General features: G+C 66.6%; 16 protein-coding genes. 9 read left to right on the top strand and 7 right to left on the bottom strand.

The annotated features are described in order from the left end of the window. Positions 1-37 precede the first annotated feature (37 nt). Together AAHM44_RS16285 and AAHM44_RS16280 are read left to right on the top strand one after the other, a co-directional pair. Positions 38-406, top strand: a complete 369-nt coding sequence (locus AAHM44_RS16285; protein WP_184170490.1) for a response regulator — start codon at positions 38-40, stop codon at positions 404-406. 3 nt (positions 407-409) lie between these two features. Next, a complete protein-coding gene (locus tag AAHM44_RS16280) occupies positions 410-799 on the top strand; it encodes a response regulator transcription factor (protein ID WP_184170487.1) in 390 nt (129 codons plus the stop codon). Positions 800-809: 10 nt separating this feature from the next. Here the strand turns inward: AAHM44_RS16280 and AAHM44_RS16275 are convergent, their stop codons facing one another. The 3 genes from AAHM44_RS16275 to AAHM44_RS16265 all read right to left on the bottom strand — a co-directional run bounded on the left by AAHM44_RS16275 (position 810) and on the right by AAHM44_RS16265 (position 2,120). Next, on the bottom strand, positions 810-1,328 hold the full coding sequence (locus AAHM44_RS16275) for a GAF domain-containing protein (protein ID WP_184170484.1): 519 nt from the start codon (positions 1,326-1,328) through the stop codon (positions 810-812). Positions 1,329-1,398: 70 nt separating this feature from the next. Further along, positions 1,399-1,896, bottom strand: a complete 498-nt coding sequence (locus AAHM44_RS16270) for a type II toxin-antitoxin system VapC family toxin (RefSeq protein WP_184170481.1) — start codon at positions 1,894-1,896, stop codon at positions 1,399-1,401. Further along, on the bottom strand, positions 1,896-2,120 hold the full coding sequence (locus tag AAHM44_RS16265) for a type II toxin-antitoxin system Phd/YefM family antitoxin (RefSeq protein ID WP_184170478.1): 225 nt from the start codon (positions 2,118-2,120) through the stop codon (positions 1,896-1,898). The genes AAHM44_RS16270 and AAHM44_RS16265 overlap by 1 nt, the downstream gene beginning before the upstream one ends. A gap of 206 nt (positions 2,121-2,326) precedes the next feature. Between AAHM44_RS16265 and AAHM44_RS16260 the strand changes: the two genes are divergently transcribed. Beyond that, on the top strand, positions 2,327-3,700 hold the full coding sequence (locus tag AAHM44_RS16260; RefSeq protein ID WP_342250640.1) for a cation:proton antiporter: 1,374 nt from the start codon (positions 2,327-2,329) through the stop codon (positions 3,698-3,700). Between the two features lie 64 nt (positions 3,701-3,764). Further along, the gene (locus AAHM44_RS16255) at positions 3,765-4,973 is read left to right on the top strand and encodes a hypothetical protein (protein WP_342250639.1); all 1,209 of its coding nucleotides are present in this window, start codon (positions 3,765-3,767) and stop codon (positions 4,971-4,973) included. A gap of 215 nt (positions 4,974-5,188) precedes the next feature. Here the strand turns inward: AAHM44_RS16255 and AAHM44_RS16250 are convergent, their stop codons facing one another. Further along, on the bottom strand, positions 5,189-6,715 hold the full coding sequence (locus tag AAHM44_RS16250) for a tryptophan halogenase family protein (RefSeq protein ID WP_342250638.1): 1,527 nt from the start codon (positions 6,713-6,715) through the stop codon (positions 5,189-5,191). Between the two features lie 95 nt (positions 6,716-6,810). Here AAHM44_RS16250 and AAHM44_RS16245 point away from each other — a divergent pair, with 95 nt between their 5' ends. Beyond that, a complete protein-coding gene (locus AAHM44_RS16245; RefSeq protein WP_342250637.1) occupies positions 6,811-7,467 on the top strand; it encodes a trimeric intracellular cation channel family protein in 657 nt (218 codons plus the stop codon). A 16-nt stretch (positions 7,468-7,483) separates the two neighbouring features. Here AAHM44_RS16245 and AAHM44_RS16240 read toward each other — a convergent pair whose 3' ends face one another. After that, complete coding sequence (locus AAHM44_RS16240; RefSeq protein WP_342250636.1) at positions 7,484-8,023, bottom strand: pseudouridine synthase; 540 nt, start codon at positions 8,021-8,023, stop codon at positions 7,484-7,486. A gap of 88 nt (positions 8,024-8,111) precedes the next feature. After that, the gene (locus tag AAHM44_RS16235) at positions 8,112-9,728 is read right to left on the bottom strand and encodes a family 43 glycosylhydrolase (protein WP_342250635.1); all 1,617 of its coding nucleotides are present in this window, start codon (positions 9,726-9,728) and stop codon (positions 8,112-8,114) included. A gap of 201 nt (positions 9,729-9,929) precedes the next feature. Here AAHM44_RS16235 and AAHM44_RS16230 point away from each other — a divergent pair, with 201 nt between their 5' ends. From AAHM44_RS16230 to AAHM44_RS16220, 3 genes are read left to right on the top strand one after another with little or no spacing between them, the layout of a single operon-like run. Beyond that, complete coding sequence (locus AAHM44_RS16230; protein ID WP_269574232.1) at positions 9,930-11,543, top strand: hypothetical protein; 1,614 nt, start codon at positions 9,930-9,932, stop codon at positions 11,541-11,543. Continuing rightward, positions 11,525-13,108 carry a Dyp-type peroxidase gene (locus AAHM44_RS16225; protein ID WP_269574233.1) on the top strand — a complete coding sequence of 528 codons (1,584 nt, stop codon included), beginning with the start codon at positions 11,525-11,527 and terminating at the stop codon, positions 13,106-13,108. Before AAHM44_RS16230 ends, AAHM44_RS16225 begins: the two co-directional genes overlap by 19 nt. Then, on the top strand, positions 13,105-14,340 hold the full coding sequence (locus AAHM44_RS16220; protein ID WP_269574234.1) for a cytochrome P450: 1,236 nt from the start codon (positions 13,105-13,107) through the stop codon (positions 14,338-14,340). Before AAHM44_RS16225 ends, AAHM44_RS16220 begins: the two co-directional genes overlap by 4 nt. A gap of 3 nt (positions 14,341-14,343) precedes the next feature. On the opposite strand, the gene AAHM44_RS16215 is transcribed toward AAHM44_RS16220, so the two are convergent. Beyond that, positions 14,344-15,375, bottom strand: a complete 1,032-nt coding sequence (locus AAHM44_RS16215) for an aldo/keto reductase (protein WP_342250634.1) — start codon at positions 15,373-15,375, stop codon at positions 14,344-14,346. A 312-nt stretch (positions 15,376-15,687) separates the two neighbouring features. Between AAHM44_RS16215 and AAHM44_RS16210 the strand changes: the two genes are divergently transcribed. Then, entirely contained in the window at positions 15,688-18,852 is a 3,165-nt protein-coding gene (locus tag AAHM44_RS16210; protein ID WP_342250633.1) for a TonB-dependent receptor, read from the top strand. Positions 18,853-18,933 lie beyond the last annotated feature (81 nt).

Genomic DNA, 18,933 nt, shown 5'->3' with positions numbered 1-18,933 from the left:
TGGGTTATAAAATAGATTAGGATCGAACGAGAGTCAGATGGCACGGATCATCATAGCGGACGACGACGAGATCGTGGGCGAGATCGCCCGCGATGCGCTGATCGCGGCCGGGCATGGCGCCGGGCTGGTCAAGGACGGGGCCGAGGCGCTGCGCGTCATCAAGGCGCGCCGGCCCGATCTGGTCATCCTCGATTGCAACATGCCGGAGATCTCGGGCGTTCTCCTGGTGCAGGAGTTGCGCAAGATGCCCGATTTCGCCGATCTGCCCGTGATGATGCTCACCGGCCGCCGCAGCGACCGCGACGAGGAGCTCGCGCGGTTCGCCGGCGCGAACGAGTATCTGAAGAAGCCCTTCGATCCGGACGAGCTGGTCTTCCGGGTCGAGGAAATGCTGGCCAAGGCCTGAGCCATGGCGCGCATCATCTATGTCGAGGATGACGAACTGGTCGGTGCCGTGGTGCAGCAGGTGCTGAGCGCGGCCGGCCATATCGTCGGGGTGATCAACCACGGCACGCTGGCGTTCGACACCATCGCGTTCAAGAAGCCCGACCTGGTGATCCTCGATCAATCGCTGCCGGGCATGCAGGGCACCGATATCCTCAAGGCGCTGCGCCGGCTGCCGGCGCTCTATCTCACGCCGATCCTGATGCTGTCCGCCAAGGGCAGCGAGGCGGAGATCGACGCGGCGATGGGGGCGGGGGCCAATGACTATCTGGTCAAGCCGTTCGAACCCGAGGAGCTGGTCCAGCGCGTCGCCGACGTGCTGCGCAACAACAGCTTCGCCAATCGGGTTTCCTGAAAGGCGGCCGTCAGGCCGCGGCCAGCAGTTCCGCCGCGCGTTCACCCAGCTCACGCAGGCGCTTGCTCTGCTCGGGCAGCAGCTTGGCGCGCGGATGCTGGTCGATCGCGCACAAGGCGCCCAGTGCCTCACCCTCGGGGGTGAGCAGCGGCACGCCGACATAGAAGCGGATATGCGGCGAGCCGAGCACCAGCGGATTGCCCGCGAAGCGCGGATCATGCGCGGCGTCGAACACGCACATCACGTCGTGCGGATTGGCGATGGTGTGGCCGCAGAACGAGATGTCGCGCGGCGTCGAGCTCAGCTCGCCGCCATGGCAGGCCAGGATATGCTGGGTCTGCCGGTCGATCAGCGTCGCGATGCCCATGTTCGATCCGAACAGCTGGGCGACTTCCTCGACGATCGCCTTCAGCTCCGGCGACGCCGACTTGCCGGTCAGACCGAGCTTGTCGACCGACGCCTGGCGCTGCTTCTCGCCGCGCAGCAAGGGGGCGAGGGCATGAAAGATCGGCTTGAGTTTAGGTACCATTGGGCGACTGTTGCCGTAAATTGTCTAACCACAAGTGAAGGCGGCAATACGGGCCTCTTCGTAACGCACATCACGCACGGACGAACAAGTTCTTGAGCCAAAGCGGACCAGTTCGTGCGGCGTCGCGCCAATCGCCCTCCTCCTCGGCCGCATCGGGCGTATAGCCGCGCGGGTCGAACAGCTTCACGCGCATGCCCTTGAAGGCCGCGGTGTTGCGGGTCACCAGGGTCAGTCCATGCTCCAGCGCCGTCGCGGCGAACAGCGCATCGCGGGTGTCGCCCAGGGCAAGCTGCCCGCGCCGCCGCGCCACCGCCGCGTCGAGCGGCAGCACATGCCCCTCGAACGCCGGGAGCAGCTGCTCGTCGATCCAGCCGCGCAGCATCGCGCCGGCCGTCTTGTCGCGCCGCGCGGTCTCGGCGGCGCTGGTCTCCAGCTCGACCAGGCTGATCGCGGAGAGGAACAACCGCTCGCGCGCGACCCCCGAAGCCCAGGCGGTCAGCCCCGCCTCGGCGGTGCCGGCGCGCGCCTTGCGCAGTTCATAGACGATGGGCGTGTCGAGCAGGAACATCACCAGCGCCCCGGCGGCGCCAGCTCGGCATCGAGGCTGCCGGCGGGCAGGGCGAGCAGGTCGACGATGCTCTCGCGCTGCCCGCTCAATGCACGGAACTGGTCGATGCTCATCAGTACATGGGTCGGCCGCCCGCGATCGGTGACGAACACCGGCTCGCCGCGCGCGAGTCGCTTGGCGGCGCTCACGTCCTGGTTGAATTCGCGGCTGGTGATGACCTTCATTTGATGCCTATGTACCTATATTGTCCGCGTTGTCATGTAGGTACGTTACTACTGTGTGGACGACATGCAACAGAAACATCCCGGCCGCCGGAAAAATCAGGGGGGTGGCGAACTTTGCAGTTGCGTGCAGCCATTGCCGCGCGCTCCTTCCTGCCAAGCGACAGGCGCACAAGTGCCACGCGAGAGGATGAGTGGGGGAAGGTAGAATGCTCGATCTGTTGAATAGTGCCTGGCATGCGTTGACCGATGTGCTCAGTCCGCACGGCCCCGCGGTGAACGCCGCGAAGAGCTATGCGCCCGGCGACTACAGCATCCATTTCTTCCTGCAGCTCGCGATCATCATCCTCGCCTGCCGCGTCGTCGGCTGGCTCGGCCAGAAGTTCCTCAAGCAGCCCCAGGTCGTCGGCGAGATGATCGCCGGCGTGGTGCTCGGCCCGTCGCTGTTCGGCCTGTTCTTCCCCGATCTCCAGCTGGCGATCTTCCCCAAGGAGACGCGCAACGTGCTCTACACCGGCGCGCAGCTCGGCGTCGGCCTCTACATGTTCATGGTCGGCCTCACCCTGCGGCTCGATCATTTCAAGTCCAAGGCGAAGAGCGCCGCGGGCGTCTCGGCCGCCGGCATCGCCGCGCCGTTCCTGCTCGCCGCGCTGATCACGCCGTTCCTGCTCACCGTGCCGGGCCTGTTCACGCCGGGCATCAGCCAGTCGAACGCCACGCTGTTCATGGGCGCCTGCATCGCGCTCACCGCCTTCCCGATGCTCGCCCGCATCATCAATGAGAACGGCCTGGCCAACTCGTCGCTCGGCACGCTGTCGCTGACGGCCGGCGCGTTCGACGACGCTGCCTCCTGGTGCGTGCTGGCGCTGGTGCTGGCGACCTTCGGCGCCGGCCCAGGCGTGGCGGTGCTCGCGATCGGCGGCGCGATCCTCTACGCCGGCTTCATGCTGATCTGGGGTCGCAAGCTGCTCGCTCCGCTCGGCCGCATCGTCGAGGAAAAGGGCGAGATGACCACGGGCATGCTCGCGGTCACGATGATGCTCTTCTGCCTCTCTGCCTTCGTCATGGATGCGATCGGCATCCACGCGATCTTCGGCGGCTTCCTGATGGGCGTCTGCATGCCGCGCGGCCTGTTCGTCCGCGAGCTGCAGCGCAAGGTCGAGCCGATCGCGGTCGTCCTGCTGCTGCCGATGTTCTTCACCTATTCGGGCCTCAACACCCGGATGGACATGGTCAACTCGGTCGAGCTGCTGCTGATCGCGCTGGGCGTGCTCGCGGTGTCGATCCTCGCCAAGTTCGGCGCCTGCTGGGCCGCGGCCCGCCTCGCCGGCGAGGACAATCGCACCGCGCTCGGCATCGGCGCGCTGATGAACTCGCGCGGCCTGATGGAGCTGATCATCATCAATATCGGCCTGCAGAAGGGCATCATCGGCCCGACGCTCTTCTCGATGCTGGTGCTGATGGCGATCGTCACCACCGTGATGGCCACCCCGCTGTTCGAGCTGGTCTATGGCCGAAAGGCCCGCGAGACCGGTGAGCTCGGCGCCCGCGGCCAGCCTGAGCCGCAGCTCGCCGCTGCCTGAAGAGGTCCTCCTCCGCCCGCCCCGTTCTATAAAGGAGGGGCGGGTTCTTTTCGAGGAAAGCAGAATGAAGAAAGCGCTGGTTTGCGCTATGGGATTGCTCGTCGCCGGCACGGCGCGGGCGCAGGAAGTGAAGTTCACGCCCAACCTGGATGTCCGGCTGCGCTGGGAGCATTTCGAGCAGGACGGCATGCCCGAAGACGCCGATGCGGTGACGCTTCGCGTCCGTCCGGGCGTGACGGCGAGCTGGCGGAACTGGACGGCGCTGGTCGATGTGGATGCGGTGGTCGCGCTGACCAACAGCTATAATGACGGGTTCAACGGCAAGACCCGCTATCCGCTGATCCCTGACGCCGAGAATCTCGAGTTCAATCGCGCCCAGCTCCGCTATGCCGGCAAGGACGGGCTGGCCGTGACCGCCGGGCGCCAGCGCCTCAACTTCGCCGATGATCGCTTTGTCGGCAACGCGCCGTGGCGGCAGAGCGAGCGGACCTATGACGCGGTCCGCTTCCAATATGGCAAGCCGCTCGGGCTGAGCACCGACGTGGCGTATAGCTGGAGCGTCCGGACCACGGACGGCCGCCAGGGCCGCGGCTCCCGGCCTCAGGCGATCGGCGGCGACAATGTCTTCGCCCTGGTCAACTATGGTACAAAGATGGGTACGCTCAGCGGCTTCGCCTATCTGGTCGATCAGGACGAGGCTGCGGTGCAGGGCTTCCGCCTGTCGACCCAGACCTATGGCGTGCGCTTCAGCGGCAGTCGGCCGCTCGGCAAGGATGTGTCGGTCGGCTATGCCGCCAGCTGGGCGCGGCAGAGCAATTACCACCGCAACCCCAATCGCTACGCCGCCGATTACTGGATGGGCGAGGCCAAGCTCACCGCCAGGGGTCTCAGCCTGACCGCCGGCTATGAAGTGCTCGGCGCCGACAAGGGCGTGGCGCTCACCAGCGTCCAGACCCCGCTCGCGCCGCTGTTCAAGTTCAACGGCTGGGCCGGCAAGTTCGGCACCACCCCGCCCAACGGCCTGCGCGATCTCTATGGCAATGTCGGCTATGCCTGGAAGAAGGTCGGCCCGCTCGACGCGATCAATGTCGGCGCGATCTATCACCGTTTCCACAGCGACCGGCTCGACCTGCAATATGGCGACGAGTTCGACTTCATCGCCGGCGTGAAGCGCGGGCGCTACGCACTCTCCGCCCGCTATGGCCGCTACAAGGCGAAGCAGTTCGCCACGGATACCAACAAGCTCTTCGTCCAGCTGGACTGGATACTCTGACCGGGGCGGCGGCCGGCCCCATATCCGTCATCCCGGCGAAAGCCGGGATTTCAGGCGGTAAGAGTACTTCGCCAACAACATGACTGTCATCCCCGCGCAGGCGGGGATCCATTACCGCTGTCAGTAGTGAATGGATTCCCGCCTTCGCGGGAATGACGGTTGAAATAGGGAGGGGCGCTTGCCGCCCGAGATCCCGGTTTTCGCCGGGATGACGGCTACTTCGCGTTAATCGCGTCGATCAGCGCCCGGTGTGTCGGCAAATCCTCGGTCGCCCGCTCGCCGAACGTCCGGATCCGCGCGAACAGCTTCTCCGCCGCCGCCACGTTCGGGAAATCGCCGCGCCCGTCCGACAGGTCGGTGCGATAGTCCATCCCGTAGAGGATGTACTGGTAGTTGAAGAAGGCGAAGCTCTCCAGGTCGAGCAGGAAGTCGAAGCGTCCCGGCGGCCGGTGGCGCCATTGCCGCAGCAGTTCCTGCAATGCCTCGGGGATCGAGGCCGGATCGGCATTGTCGCGCCAGAAGGGTTCGTCGCGCCGGCTCAGGCAGTAATGGAGCTTGAGGAAGTTGATGATCCGCTCGTAGCGCGCGACGATCAGCTCGTTGAAGCGCCTGGCCGGGGCATCGATCGGCCCGTTATGCGGGAACAGCTCGGCGATCATGCCGACGGCGGCCTCGATCAGCACCACGCCGGTCGATTCCAGCGGCTCGAGGAACCCGCCCGACAGGCCCACCGCCACGCAGTTCTTCACCCATTGCGCCTCGCGATAGCCGGGCTCGAACGGGATGATGCGTGCCTTGTAGGCGTCATGCCCCACATAGTCGCGCAGCACCTGCGCTGCTTCGTCGTCGGACATGTGCGCCGAGGAATAGACGGTGCCGATGCCCCGCGCGCCCTCCAGCCCGATGTCCCAGGTCCAGCCGGCCGCATGCGCCGCCGCGATGGTGAAGCTCTCGATCGGCGCGTCGGGGTCGGCGTATGGAATCTTGCAGGCGATCGCCCGGTCGGTGAACAGCACCTGCCGGGCCGACTTGAACTCCGCCCCCAGCGCCTTGCCGATCAGTTCCGCCCGGAAGCCCGAGCAGTCGATATAGAGGTCCGCCTCCAGCGCGCCCAGCTCGCGGGTCTGCACCCGGGCGATCGCGCCCTCCGCGTCCAGCTCGACGCCGGTCAGCAGCCCGGAGACGTGCCTTACCCCCAGCTCGACCGCGCGCTCCTGCAGGATCTTCGCCAGCCGCGCCGCGTCGAAATGATAGGCATAGTTGAGCGGCCCGGAGAACTCGCCTTCGCCGCGCTTCTTGGGTGCCCGCTGGCTCTCCGCGACGCGGTTCTGGATCGTCACCGCCTCGGCGAAGGGCGGCCGCGTCCCGGCGTCCTGGAGCAGCCAATAGGGCACCAGGCTGGTCCCCTCGGTGTAGAAGGGCGGTTCGAACGGGTGGAGATAATGGTGCCGCGTGCCGTCGGGCAAAGGTGCGTGGAGCCAGTCGTTGAAGCGGATGCCCTGCTTGAACGTCGCACTGGTCGCGCGGATGAACTGGGTCTCGTCGATGCCGAGGAACTTCAGCGTCGATCGGATCGTCGGGAAGGTGCCTTCGCCTACGCCGATGATGCCGAGTTCGGGCGATTCGAGCAGCGTGATCTCGATCCGCGCGCTGTCCGCCACATCGAGGAACCGCGCGAGATAGGCGGCCGTGAGCCACCCCGCGGTGCCCCCGCCAACGATAAGGATACGCCTCTTGCCCATGCAGCGGCGAGCTTAGCCTGCGTGGGTCGAGGAAGCCACTGGTTGCGATGCGAAACCCGGCCTAACTTGCCGGCGATCGGACGGAGCCTGCCAAGATGAAGCTCGACGACACCGCCACGAACCGTATCCGCGACAGGATGCTGGACGCCGTGGATCTTGCCGCCACCTTCGTGCTGGCGGTGGAGTGCGCGCTCACGGCCGTCCAGGCGGACTTCGACCTGTTCGGCATCCTGGTACTGTCCTTTGTCGGCTCGGTCGGCGGCGCGGTGATCCGCGACCTGCTGCTCGGCGAGCATCCGCCCGCGCCGTTCCGCGACTGGCGTTATGCGGCACTGGCGCTGGCCGCAACCATGGTCGTCCTCATCGCGTCGCTTGTTCTGGGCCCGGTCGGGAGTTTCACGCCGCCGCTGCAGGTCGATGTGTTCGAGGGCGGCGGCCTTGCGCTTGCCGCGGTCGCCGGTACGCGCAAATGCCTCGACTACAAGCTCAACAGCGCCTCGGTCGTGATCATCGCCACCGTCAACGGCTGCGGCGGGGGCATGCTGCGGGACGTGCTGCTGGCCCGGGTGCCCAAGGTCCTGCACGAGGATTTCTACGCCACCGCCGCCATCGCCGGCGCGGCGCTGATCGTCGTGCTGGTCCGCCGTTTCCAGGTGCGCCAGGACGTGGCGGGCGCGGCCGGCGCCGTGGCGATCTTCACGCTACGCGCCGCGGCGCTCGTTGGTGCGTGGCGGTTGCCGCATCTCCATTAGGCGCTCCCGCCAGGCATCATACCACGCGCCACGTGCCGCTCGGCAGGTCCGCGAGCGACCAGTCGCCGATGCTCCATCGCACCAGCCGCAGGGTCGGGTGGTCGACGGCGGCGGTCATCCGGCGCACCTGACGGTTGCGCCCCTCGCGGATGGTCAGCTTGATCCAGCAATCGGGGATGTTCGCGCGGTAGCGGATCGGCGGATCGCGCGGCCACAGGTCGGGCGCCTCGATCCGCTCGGCCAGCGCCGGCAGCGTCGGGCCGTCCTTCAGCACCACGCCGGTGCGCAGCCGATGCAGCGCTTCCTCGCTCGGCTCGCCCTCGACCTGGACCAGATAGGTCTTGGGCAGCTTGAACTTCGGGTCGGCGATCCGCGCCTGCAGCCTGCCGTCGTCGGTCAGCAGCAGCAGCCCCTCGCTGTCCCGGTCGAGCCTGCCGGCCGGATAGACGCCCGGCAGGTCGATCAGGTCGGACAGGGTGGCGCGCGCCGTCTCGGTGCCGCGATCGGTGAACTGGCTCAGCACGCCATAGGGCTTGTTCAGCCGGACGAGCGTCACGCCGGGCCTGCTGCGGAAGAGGGGGGCAAGAACATGCCGGCGTCGATCATGGCGGCCCGCCTAGCGCGGAACCGCCATGATCGCCAAGTCAGAGCGCCCGGAACCTGAAGTCCCGGAACTTCGCCTCGCCCGCGCCCGCCGAGTACAGCCCCGGCCGCAGCATCAAAAACCCGCCGCGCACATTGTGGTGATAGCCCGAGACTTCCATGCCCCGGTCGAACCGCTTCCACGTCTTCCCGCCATCGCCCGACAAATGGAACGCCACGATATGCCTGTCGTTGCGCACCCGCATGCGGAGCTTGCGGCCATAGGGATTGGCCGGCCGCCCGCGCTCCATGCCGTACTGGTGGGTGACGAACTTCTTCTCGTCGAAGCCCAGCCCGCAATAGAGCTTCTCGTCATAGAACAGCACCAGCCCGGCGGTGCCACCCGGCGCGATCTCGATCTCGCATTCGAACTCGTATCCGGTGTCGCCGGCGATCAGCAGCAGCGGCGACGAGTCCACCGGCGCCTTGCCCGTGGCCTTCAGGGTCAGCGTGCCAGCTTCGGCGTGCACTCTGTCCGATTCCGTCTGGGAGGGTTTGAAGAAACTCCACTTCCGCCCCAGCGCCAGCGGCCCGGTGAAGTCGTCCGACAGCGCCTGGCCATGCGGCACCCGCGCGCCGCCCTTCGGCTTGCGGATCGGCTTGGAAAGATCCCCGCCGGTCATCCGGAACCAGCCGTCCGCCGTCCATTCTATGGGGTCGAGCAAGGCCTGGCGCCCCAGCGTCCAGTATCCGTTCTCGAAGCCGTGATAGACCGACCACCAGCTCCCGTCGGGTGCCTCCACGAGCGAGGCATGCCCGCGCGACCACCAGGCCTCGTCGTTGTTGACAGTGCGCACCAACGGGTTTGCAGGGCATTGCTCCCAGGGCCCGTGGATCGAGCGCGAGCGCGCCGCGATCACCATATGGCCGGTCGGCGGACCTGCCGTGCCGCCCACCGCGGTGATCATGTAGAACCAGCCCTTGTGGTGATGGATCTTCGGCCCCTCGGGGGAGAAGCTCTCCACGTCCCATTCCTCGGGATAGTGCCAGGGGTCGTAGACATGCTCGACCTGGCCGACAGTGGACAGACCATCCTCGGAAAGCCGCACCCGGTCTCCGCCCGAAAGGAACAGCCATCTGGAACCGTCTTCACCCACCGCGTGGCAGGGATCGATATGGGCGTGCAGCCCCAGGTCGATGGGGTCGCTCCACGGGCCGTCGATATGGTCCGCCCAGATCACGAAGATCGAGTTCGGGCTCGCCTTGACCGGGATGTAGATGAAGTAGCGCCCATTGTGCTTCTCCAGGCTAACTGCCCAGACCGAACCGATATTCCTGGTCAGCGCCGCCTTGCGCGGCTGCCAGTTCACCAGGTCGCGGCTGTGCCAGATCGTGATGCCCGGATAGGAATCGAAGCTGGAGAAGGTCATGTAGTAATCCGCGCCGTCCTTGAGGATGGCGGGATCGGGATGGTCGCCGGCGAGCAGCGGGTTCAGGAAGCGCCCGTCGCCCAGGTCGGCGATGCGCTGGTTGTCGAAGCCGCGCTTATATCCGGGGACCAAAGCGTCTGTTTGTGTCGCATGGGCCTCGTCCGGCCGGAGCAGCGCCCCGGCGCCTCCGGCCACCGCCGCGCCACCTGCCAGCACCGCCCCGAACGCGTCACGCCTGCTGATACCCATGCATTCCTCTCCGTTTTTAGGATTGTATGCCACCGGTGTCATGTAAGCGAAAGGGACTTTGTTCGCGTTAACATTGCGAACTTTGGAGACTGATGCGTCCACTTCGGGTGCATGTCGAATATTTGCTATCGATGTAGGAAATGCCGTGCCAGTTTCCGTTCACGTTTGAGGGGACGGGGGATGCGGCAAACCACGTTATCGGTGGCACTCGAGGTCAAGCCCGAGAGCTTCGACCATCTGTCGGGCCTGCTCGACGCTTTGCGGGACCGGCGCAGCCCGAACCCGTCGGGCGGCACCGGGCCGTTCGCGGACTTCCTGACGACGGTGCCGGCGGTGCACTTCATGTCGCTCAGCGTCTTTCCGGGCTTCGACTATGATCCGCTCTTCGTGATCGAGGCGAATTTCGATGGCGCGCCTGGCCCGTTCTGGGGGCAGCTCGAAACCGCGATCGGCCCCGATCTCCGCAGCTTCCTGCGGTGCTGCAAGCGCCCGCTCGATCACACCGGCGACCTGTTCGACGCCGTGACCGCGCCGGACAGCCGCGCCCCGATCGCTCCCTATCTCGAAGCGCGCACGCTCACGCCGACGGTCTATCACCACGGCAATCGCGGCATGACGCGCGACCGCATCCTGGCCGAGGGCGAGCTGTTCCTCGGCACCCGCAAGGAGCTGGCCAACGCCAATGACGGCGGCCCCAGCCCCTATCGCAAGCTCACGCCGGTGGAGATCCACGCCAAGCTGCGCGCGGCCCTGCTGCCCCAGTTCGGCTGGCTGGCCGAGAAGGCGCCCGCCCGTATCCCGTTCCTCCAGAGCGTTGGCGATTACGCCCGGCTCGCCTGGTTCGTGCTGCTGGTGGTGTTCGCGCTGTCGATCCCCGGCCTGATCCTCAAGAGCCAGCTCGCCTGGCAATATTATGCCGGGCTCTGCGTGGCGCTGTTCGCGCTGTTCACCGGCATACTCTACAAGATGGGCAAGCCGCTCCCCGGCACGGCGACGCCGACGCGGTTCAGTTTCCTCACCTTCTTCCTCAGGCATCTTCTGGTCCCCGTGGTGATCGCCGTGGCGGTCTATGTCGCGATTGCCGCCTTCATCACCGCGCCGATCTGGTCGTGGATCGGCCACAAGCCGTTCTGGCCGGCCTGGTGGGACATGGCGATCTGGGCAGGCTGGAGCGGCGCCAGCATCGCGGTGACGGTCGCCGGCATCCTGGTCTGGCTGCGCTGGCTCGAGCGGCGCGACGCCTCGCAGGATGCGCCGCCGGTCGATCCCAAGATGCTGCGCGAAATGGCCCGGCGCGAGGACTGGATCCCGCAGAACCACATGGGCTCGGTCGTCCTCATCAAGCCGGGCGTGCTGCGCGCGATCCTGATCCGCGTCGGCCATCACGGCCTGCACCTGCTGCTGCGCGCGCAAAAGGCAGCGCGCGAGGGCTATCTCGGCTCGATGCGCACGATCCATTTCGCCCATTGGGCGCGGGTCAACAATGACAGCCGGCTGATGTTCTTCTCGAACTTCGACCAGACCTGGGAAAGCTATCTCGATGACTTCATCGAGAAGGCGCATGCGGGCCTCACCCTCGCCTGGAGCAGCGGGGTGGGCTTCCCGCCGACACGCTTCCTGGTGAAGGACGGCGCCAGCCATGGCCGCCAGTTCAAGGAATGGGCGCGCCATTCGATGACGGTCAGCCGCTTCTGGTACTCGGCGTACAAGGATCTCACCGCGGAGCAGGTCGAGCGCAACTATCGCATCGCCCTGGGTCTCCGGAAGAAGCAGCTCAGCGAGAAGGAGGCCGCGGCGTGGATCAACGACCTGTGAGCGAGGGTGGCGGCACTCCGAACTGGCATCTCTCGGCCCCGGCCAGCGGCCAGGCCCAGGGCCTGGTGGTCAGCGGCTTCGCGTCGCTGCCCACCGGCCGCGCGCTGTTCCTCGAGCTCGGCTGGAAGGGCGTGAAGAAGAAGGGCGGCGGCGCCTGGGTGGAGGCGCTGCGCAAGGTCGCGCAGGTGACCGACGCCGATGGCCGCGATCCGCGCGCCGTGGCGATGGGCTTCACCTGGTCCGGCCTCCAGAAGATGGGGCTCAACGCGAACGCGCTCGCCTCGTTCGACCGGCCTTTCCAGGAAGGCATGTTCCAGGAAGATCGCCTGCGTCGCCTCGGCGACCGGCGGGGCGAGGAATGGCAGGGCACGGTGATCCCGGGCGGCCCGAAGTGGAGCGGCAACACCCCGCTCGACGATGCCGCGGTGGATGACGAGGCCCGCGCCTTCGACGATCGCCAGGAAATCCGCGAGCAGCGGATCAAGACGCCGGTGACGGTCCATGCGATCGTCCTGCTCTATTGCGAGCATGACGAAGCGGCCGAGGCCTGGTGCGAGGAAGTGAGCGCGGCGCTTGCGCCTTTCGAGGTGACCGTCTCGCATCACCTGCCGCTCGATCTGCGGCTCGACAAGCAGGGCATCGCCCGCGAGCATTTCGGCTTTGCCGACGGCATCTCGCAGCCGATCCCGTTCGAGACCGGCACCGTCGTCTACAAGGACGGCAGCGACGTGCCCAAGGACTATTGGAACGGGGTGCCGCTCGGCGAGATCCTGATGGGCCATATGAATGGCCATAACGAGATCGCGCAGGGGCCGGTGGTCGCCGCGAGTGCCGGCAACACCGATGGTCTGCCCGATCATCCCAAGGGCGTCGGCTTCAAGGATCTCGGGCTCAACGGCAGCTACATGGTCGTCCGCGAGCTGAAGCAGGACGTCTATGCCTTCTGGCAGTCGATGCGCGCCGCCGCCGCCCATATCCGCGAACGCGATCCGGAAGGATCGGCGCACGTCACCACCACCTGGATGGCCGAGCGTGTGGTCGGGCGCGACACGCACGGCAACCTGCTCTGTCCGCTCGGCACGATCCCGGTCGAGAACAATGATTTCGGCTTCTGGGACAATGATCGCCACGGCATGGGCTGCCCGCTTGGCAGCCATGTCCGCCGCGCCAATCCGCGCGATGGCCTCGCACCGACGCCGGCCGACAAGCAGACCCTGCTCGATGCGGCGAACAACCACCGCATCCTGCGTCGCGGCCGGAAGTACGGCAAGACGATCAGCGTGCCGCCGACGCCGGACGAGGTCGATCGCGGGCTGCTCTTCGTCTGCCTGAACACCGACATCACCCGCCAGTTCGAGTTCGTCCAGCAGACCTGGATCCTCAACCCGAACTTCGCGACGCTCTATGACGAGACCGATCCGCTGATCGGCCCCAAGGGCACGATGACGATCCCGGAGGACCCGCTGCGTCGGATCATCGATGTCGAGACCTTCGTGCAGATGGCGGGCGGGGAATATTTCTTCCTGCCGAGCATCCCGGCGCTCAACTATCTGGGCTCGCTGTGAACGCGCTTACCTCGCGCGATGTGCTGCGCCCCGGCAAGAAGGGGCTGGCGCGCTGGATCGAGGGGCGGGTGTTCGCCGCCATGCCCTATGCCTTCGCCTTTTTCCGGCGCTGGAAGCCGGTGGTGAAGTTCGGCGGGATGACGCTCACCTCGCGCTATGACGACGTCAAGGAAGTGTTCGCCACCGATCCGGTGTTCGGCGCGCCCTACAAGCCCAAGCTCGATGTCATCATGGGCGGCGAGCCCTTCTTCCTAGGCATGGCCGACACCCCGCTTTATCACCGCGACACCGATGCGATGCGCATGGTCGTGCTGCCGAAGGACCTGCCCGAGCTGGGCCGCAGGGCCGAGGCGATGGCCGAAGCGATCGTCGCGGCCGCGCCCGGCCGGATCGAAGTGGTCGACACGCTGGTGCGCCGCGTCACCTTCTCGGTGCTGGCCGATTATTTCGGCGTGCCCGAGCCCAAGGGCGGCGATCTGCGCGTCTGGGGCACGCGCCTGTTCGAGTTCCAGTTCGCCGATCCCAAGGGCGATCCGGCACTGCGCGCCGATGTCGACCAGATCGCACCGGCGCTCCGCGCGCATATCGATGCCGAGATCGCCGCGCGGAAGGCCACGCCCGGCCGCGATGACGTGCTGACCCGTTGCCTTGCCCTGCAGAAGAAGGGCGTGCCCGGTTTCTCCGATGTCGAGATCCGCACCAATCTGATGGGCTTTATCGTCGGCGGGCCGCCCCAGCCGCCGATGGTCGTGCCTCAGGCGATGGAGCAGCTGCTCCGCCGTCCCGCGGCGCTGGCCGGTGCCCAGGCGGCGGCGCGGGCAGGGGACGACGACCTGCTCTGGGGCTATGTCCAGGAAGCGATGCGCTTCGATCCGCTCGCACCGGGCCTGCCGCGCAACGTGCTGGTCGACAGCGTGATCGCCCGCGGCACGTCGCATGAAACCCCGGTCCAGGCCGGGGACACGGTGCTGGCGGCCTTCGCTTCGGCGATGATGGATCCGCGCCGGGTCACCGATCCCGCCCGCTTCGATCCGCATCGCCCGGCCAGCAATTACATCCATTTCGGATATGATTTGCACCAGTGCTTCGGCCGCCACATCAACCGCGCGACGCTACATTTCATGCTCAAGCCATTGTTAAAGCGTGTAAATCTCCGCCGCGCACCCGGTGGTGCCGGGCGGCTGGTCAAGAATGGACCCTTTGCGGAGTCGCTGACAGTGGTGTTCGACTAAAGCTCAGCGCCGCTCGCTGGGCCCGCCGCGATACCCGCCCTGGCGCTCGAGCATCCAGCCCGGATACTCCGCCGGCAGCTTGCTCACCGCATCGAGCCGTTCCAGCTCCTCGGGGCTGAACGCGACGTCGACGGCGCCCAGATTGTCGGCCAGCTGGTCGGGCCGCTTGGCGCCGATGATCACGCTCGAAACCGCCTTCTGGTAGAGCAGCCAGGCCAGCGCCAGCTGCGCCACCGAGCGGCCCTTGGCCCCGGCCAGTTCGCGCAGCACGTCGACCACGTCATAGCCGCGCTCCTTGTCCACCGGCGGGAAGTCGAACCCCGCCCGCCGCCCTTCGCCCTCACCCTCGCGGGTGTACTTGCCCGACAGGAAGCCGCCGGCGAGCGGGCTCCACACCATCAGGCCGACGCCTTCCGACTGGAGCATCGGGATGACCTCGCGCTCCAGATCGCGCCCGGCGATGGTGTAATAGGCCTGGAGCGAAGCGATCGAGGCATAGTCCCTGGCCGCCGCGATGCCGACCGCCTTCATCACCTGCCACGCCGCCCAGTTGGACAAGCCGACATAGCGCACGACACCCCGCTTCACGAGGCTGTCGAGCGCGTAGAGCGTCTCCTCGATCGGCGTGGCCGTGTCGAAGCCGTGGATCTGGTACAGGTCGATATGGCCGGTGCCGAGCCGCTCCAGGCTCTTCTCCACCTGCGCCAGGATATGCCCGCGCGATGCGCCCGCGCCGTTCGGCCCGTCATGCATCCGTCCCAGCACCTTGGTGGCCACCACCACCTCGTCCCGCGCCACGCCGAGGTTCTTCAGCGCCTGGCCCAGGATCCGCTCCGAGCGACCCTCGGCGTAAACATTCGCGGTATCGAAGAAGTTGATGCCCGCATCCAGCGCCGCCTTGACCAGCGCGTCCGCCTCTTCCTGCCGCAGCTGCCCGATCCGCCCCCACATCCCGCCCTCGCCGCCAAAAGTCATGGTGCCGAGGCAAAGTTCCGAGACGATCAGGCCCGAACGGCCGAGCTGGTTGTAGCGCATGGGGATACCTCATCGGGAGCGAGGGGAGGGAGCCCGGCAGATGTGGTGCGCAGCCCTCCACCGCAATGCCGTAGCGCGAAGAATCCGCCTGAGTCGGCCATTGGCAACGGTGTCAATAAACTCATACAATATGGTGCGCTGCATCAATCCACGCACCGTACTGCGGTAAGTGGTTGTTCCCGCGTTAAACTTAAATGGTCCAAATGTATGAGTTGACAGCGCATCCGTCGAGGCATAGCCAAATGTGACCGCTAACATCGCAACCACGCGATACGCTCAACGGCCCGGGAAGAGGCCATACAGGAGGGGAATATGCACGCTCGAGTTGCGTCTCGTTTCACTGCGCGCCGTCTCGGCATGATCGGCGCGGTGCTGCTCGCCGGCACCGCCTGGCCCGCGCTGGCCCAGACCGCCCAGACCCCGCCCGCCACCCCGAGCGCCGATGCGCCCGCGGCGCAGGACGCGAGCGTCCCTCAGGAAGAGCAGTCGATCGTCGTCACCGGCTATCGCGCGTCGCTCGCCAGCTCGACCAATGCGAAGAAGAACTCGGTCGGCTTCACCGACTCGATCTTCGCCGAGGACATCGGCAAGTTCCCCGACACCAACATCGCCGAGAGCTTCAACCGCATCCCCGGCGTCACCATCGCCCGCGAAGTGACCGGCGAAGGCCTCAACGTCACGATCCGCGGCCTCGGCACCAACTTCACCCGCGTGCTCCTGAACGGCGCGCCGGTGGCGGTCGCCTCGACTGGCCGCACCGACTCGCAGAACACCAACCGCGAAGTCGATCTCGACATGTTCCCGACCGAGCTGTTCACCTCGCTGACGGTCAACAAGAGCGGCATCGCCGACCAGGTCGAGGGCGGCGCCGCCGGCACGGTCAACATGCGCAGCGCCCGGCCGTTCGACCGCTCGGGCACGCACCTCACCTATGGCGCGCAACTGACCAAGAACACCAATGCCAAGGACTGGGGCTATCGCGGCTCGCTGCTCGCCAGCACCACGATGGGCGATTTCGGCGTGCTGCTCGGCGTGGCCGGCGTGCACAACAAGGTGCGCACCACCGGCTTCGAGACGATCGGCTGGACCAACCCCAACCTGTCGGCGGCCCAGTGCGGCGCGACCAGCGGCTGCAACCCCACCGGCGGCGGCAACTGGACGATCCCGGCCACCGTGCCCGCCAATGCCGGCAACGGCCTCGTCACCGGCACGACGATCGACCAGGCCTTCCTGCTCTCCCGCAATCCGGGGGCTACGATCTCGCAGATCGACAACGGCATCATCCCGCGCCTCGGCCGCCCGATGTTCGAGGAAGGCACCAAGGACCGCATCAACGCGATCGCCAGCCTCGAATACAAGGGCGACACCTTCCACGCCTATGTCGACGGCATGTTCGGCTGGAAGGACAACCAGCTCGAGCGCGTCGACATGAACTGGGTCGGCCGCAACGGCGCCGCGATCCCGCTCAACACGCAATATGACCGCAGCGACTGCACCGCCGGCTGCGTGGTGACCAAGGGCACCTATGCCAATGCCCAGTGGTTCCTCGAATATCGCCCGTTCCTCGAGAAGACCAAGTTCTGGGGCGTGAACCCGGGCCTGGAATGGGAAATCGCCGACAAGCTGAAGTTCGACCTGCAGGGCAACTACACCTGGTCGAGCTTCCACCGCGAATCGCCGAGCGTCGTCGTGCTCACCACGCCGAACTCGGGCGTGACGGTGAACTATGACAATACCGGCGGCGAGATCCCGTCGATCACCACCAATATCGACCTCAACAACCCTGCCAACTTCGCCTGGCCCGGTGGCCGCGTGAACATCCAGGACGAGAAGCGCCAGACCGAGACCAAGGGCATCCGCGGCAACCTCGTCTGGGGCGACAATGCGTTCAACCTCAAGGTCGGCGCCGCCTATGACGACACGTCGCGCCGGATCAGCGCCTATGACAACAGCCAGGCCTGGCAGAATGCAGTGTGCGGCAATCGCCCGAGCGTGTTCGTGCCCTCGCCCAACACCCAGCCGCCGTGCAACGGCCTGGTCCAGCCCGGCGCAGCGCCGGCGGGCTATCCGAGCTATCCGGCCTATGGCACCGGCTATTCGAGTGGCTCGACCGGCCCTGTCACCTATGCCGGCTCGCTGATCTCCAACGCCCAGCTCGCCAGCCTGCTGCGCCCGACCTCGGCCGGCTTCGTCACGGTCGACTGGAACGCGTTCAAGGCAGCGTCCAACTATGACGCCTTCCACAATGCCGCGCCCGAGGCCGGCTCGTCCAACACCGGCGCCAGCGGCGGCTATGTCCGCGAGAAGGTGCTCGGCGCCTATGCCGAAGTGAATGGCGACCTGCAGATCGGCGACAACAACCACCTCAACTACAATGCCGGCGTCCGCTATGTCCGCACCGACCAGCGGATCGGCGGCCGCGTCTCGATCTCGGATCCGCGCAACTCGCAGGATCCGGACGGCGCCGGCCCGCTGCCCGCGGCCTGCCCGGGCACCGGCAATCCGCGCGACGGCAGCTGTTTCCCGAACATCACCAACTTCGTCTACACCGACGCTAAGTATGACAACTGGCTGCCCTCGGCGAGCGGTGCCTTCCATATCGGCGATGCCGCGGTGGTCCGTGCGGCCGTCTCGCGGACAATGACCCGGCCCAATCCGAACACGATGCTGCCGGGCCTCAACTTCTCGACGCCGTCGGCCGATGTCGGTTCGGTCGGCAACCCGTCGCTCGAGCCCTATCTGTCGACCAATATCGACCTGGGCTTCGAATATTATACCGGCAAGGAAGGCTATGTCGGCTTCACTGCCTTCCGCAAGGCGGTGACCGGCTTCACCACCACCGGTACGGTGACGGTGCCCTTCGCCGCGCTGGCCGCGTACGGCGTCACCTATGACACGCTGACGCCCACCCAGCAGGCGGCGATCAACTCGCGCGGCGGCCCCACCGCCGCCACCGTGGTGCTCAACCAGCAGGTCAACGCCACCGGCACGCTCAAGGTCAACGGCCTCGAAGTGAACTGGGTGCAGCCGCTCGACTTTCTGCTCGGCAAGATCGGCCTCAACGGCTTTGGCTTCAACGCGAACCTGACGCTGATCGACCAGACCGGCTCGGGCGCCGCCCCGGCGGTCGCGGTGGGCGTGTCGCCCGTAACCTACAACATCACCGGCTATTACGAGCAGGGTGGTATCAACATTCGTCTGTCGACCACCTTCCAGCGCGGCTCGGTCTCGTCGGATGCGAACCAGAACGGCATCGCGCTCGCCCGGCTCTATTCGAACGACTATCAGCAGTTCGACATGTCGGCGAGCGTCGACTTCGCCAAGGTGTTCGACCTGAAATGGGCGCCCGAGCTCACGCTCGACGTCATCAACCTCACCAAGGAAAAGCAGCGGAGCTACTTCCAGTTCGATCAGGCCGCCTTCACGCTCTACGATCCGGGCCGTCAGGTCATGATCGGCCTGCGCGGACGGTTCTGACGGGTCGCAAAAGGGGCGTGGGGGGGGGGGGGGGGGGGGGGGGGGCCCCCCGCCCCCCCCCCCCGCAGCCCGGCGCGCGCC

The sequence above is a fragment of the Sphingomonas sp. OTU376 genome (assembly GCF_038440415.1).
Classification (GTDB): domain Bacteria; phylum Pseudomonadota; class Alphaproteobacteria; order Sphingomonadales; family Sphingomonadaceae; genus Sphingomonas; species Sphingomonas kyeonggiensis_A.
This window is presented reverse-complemented; position numbering and strand designations above follow the sequence as displayed.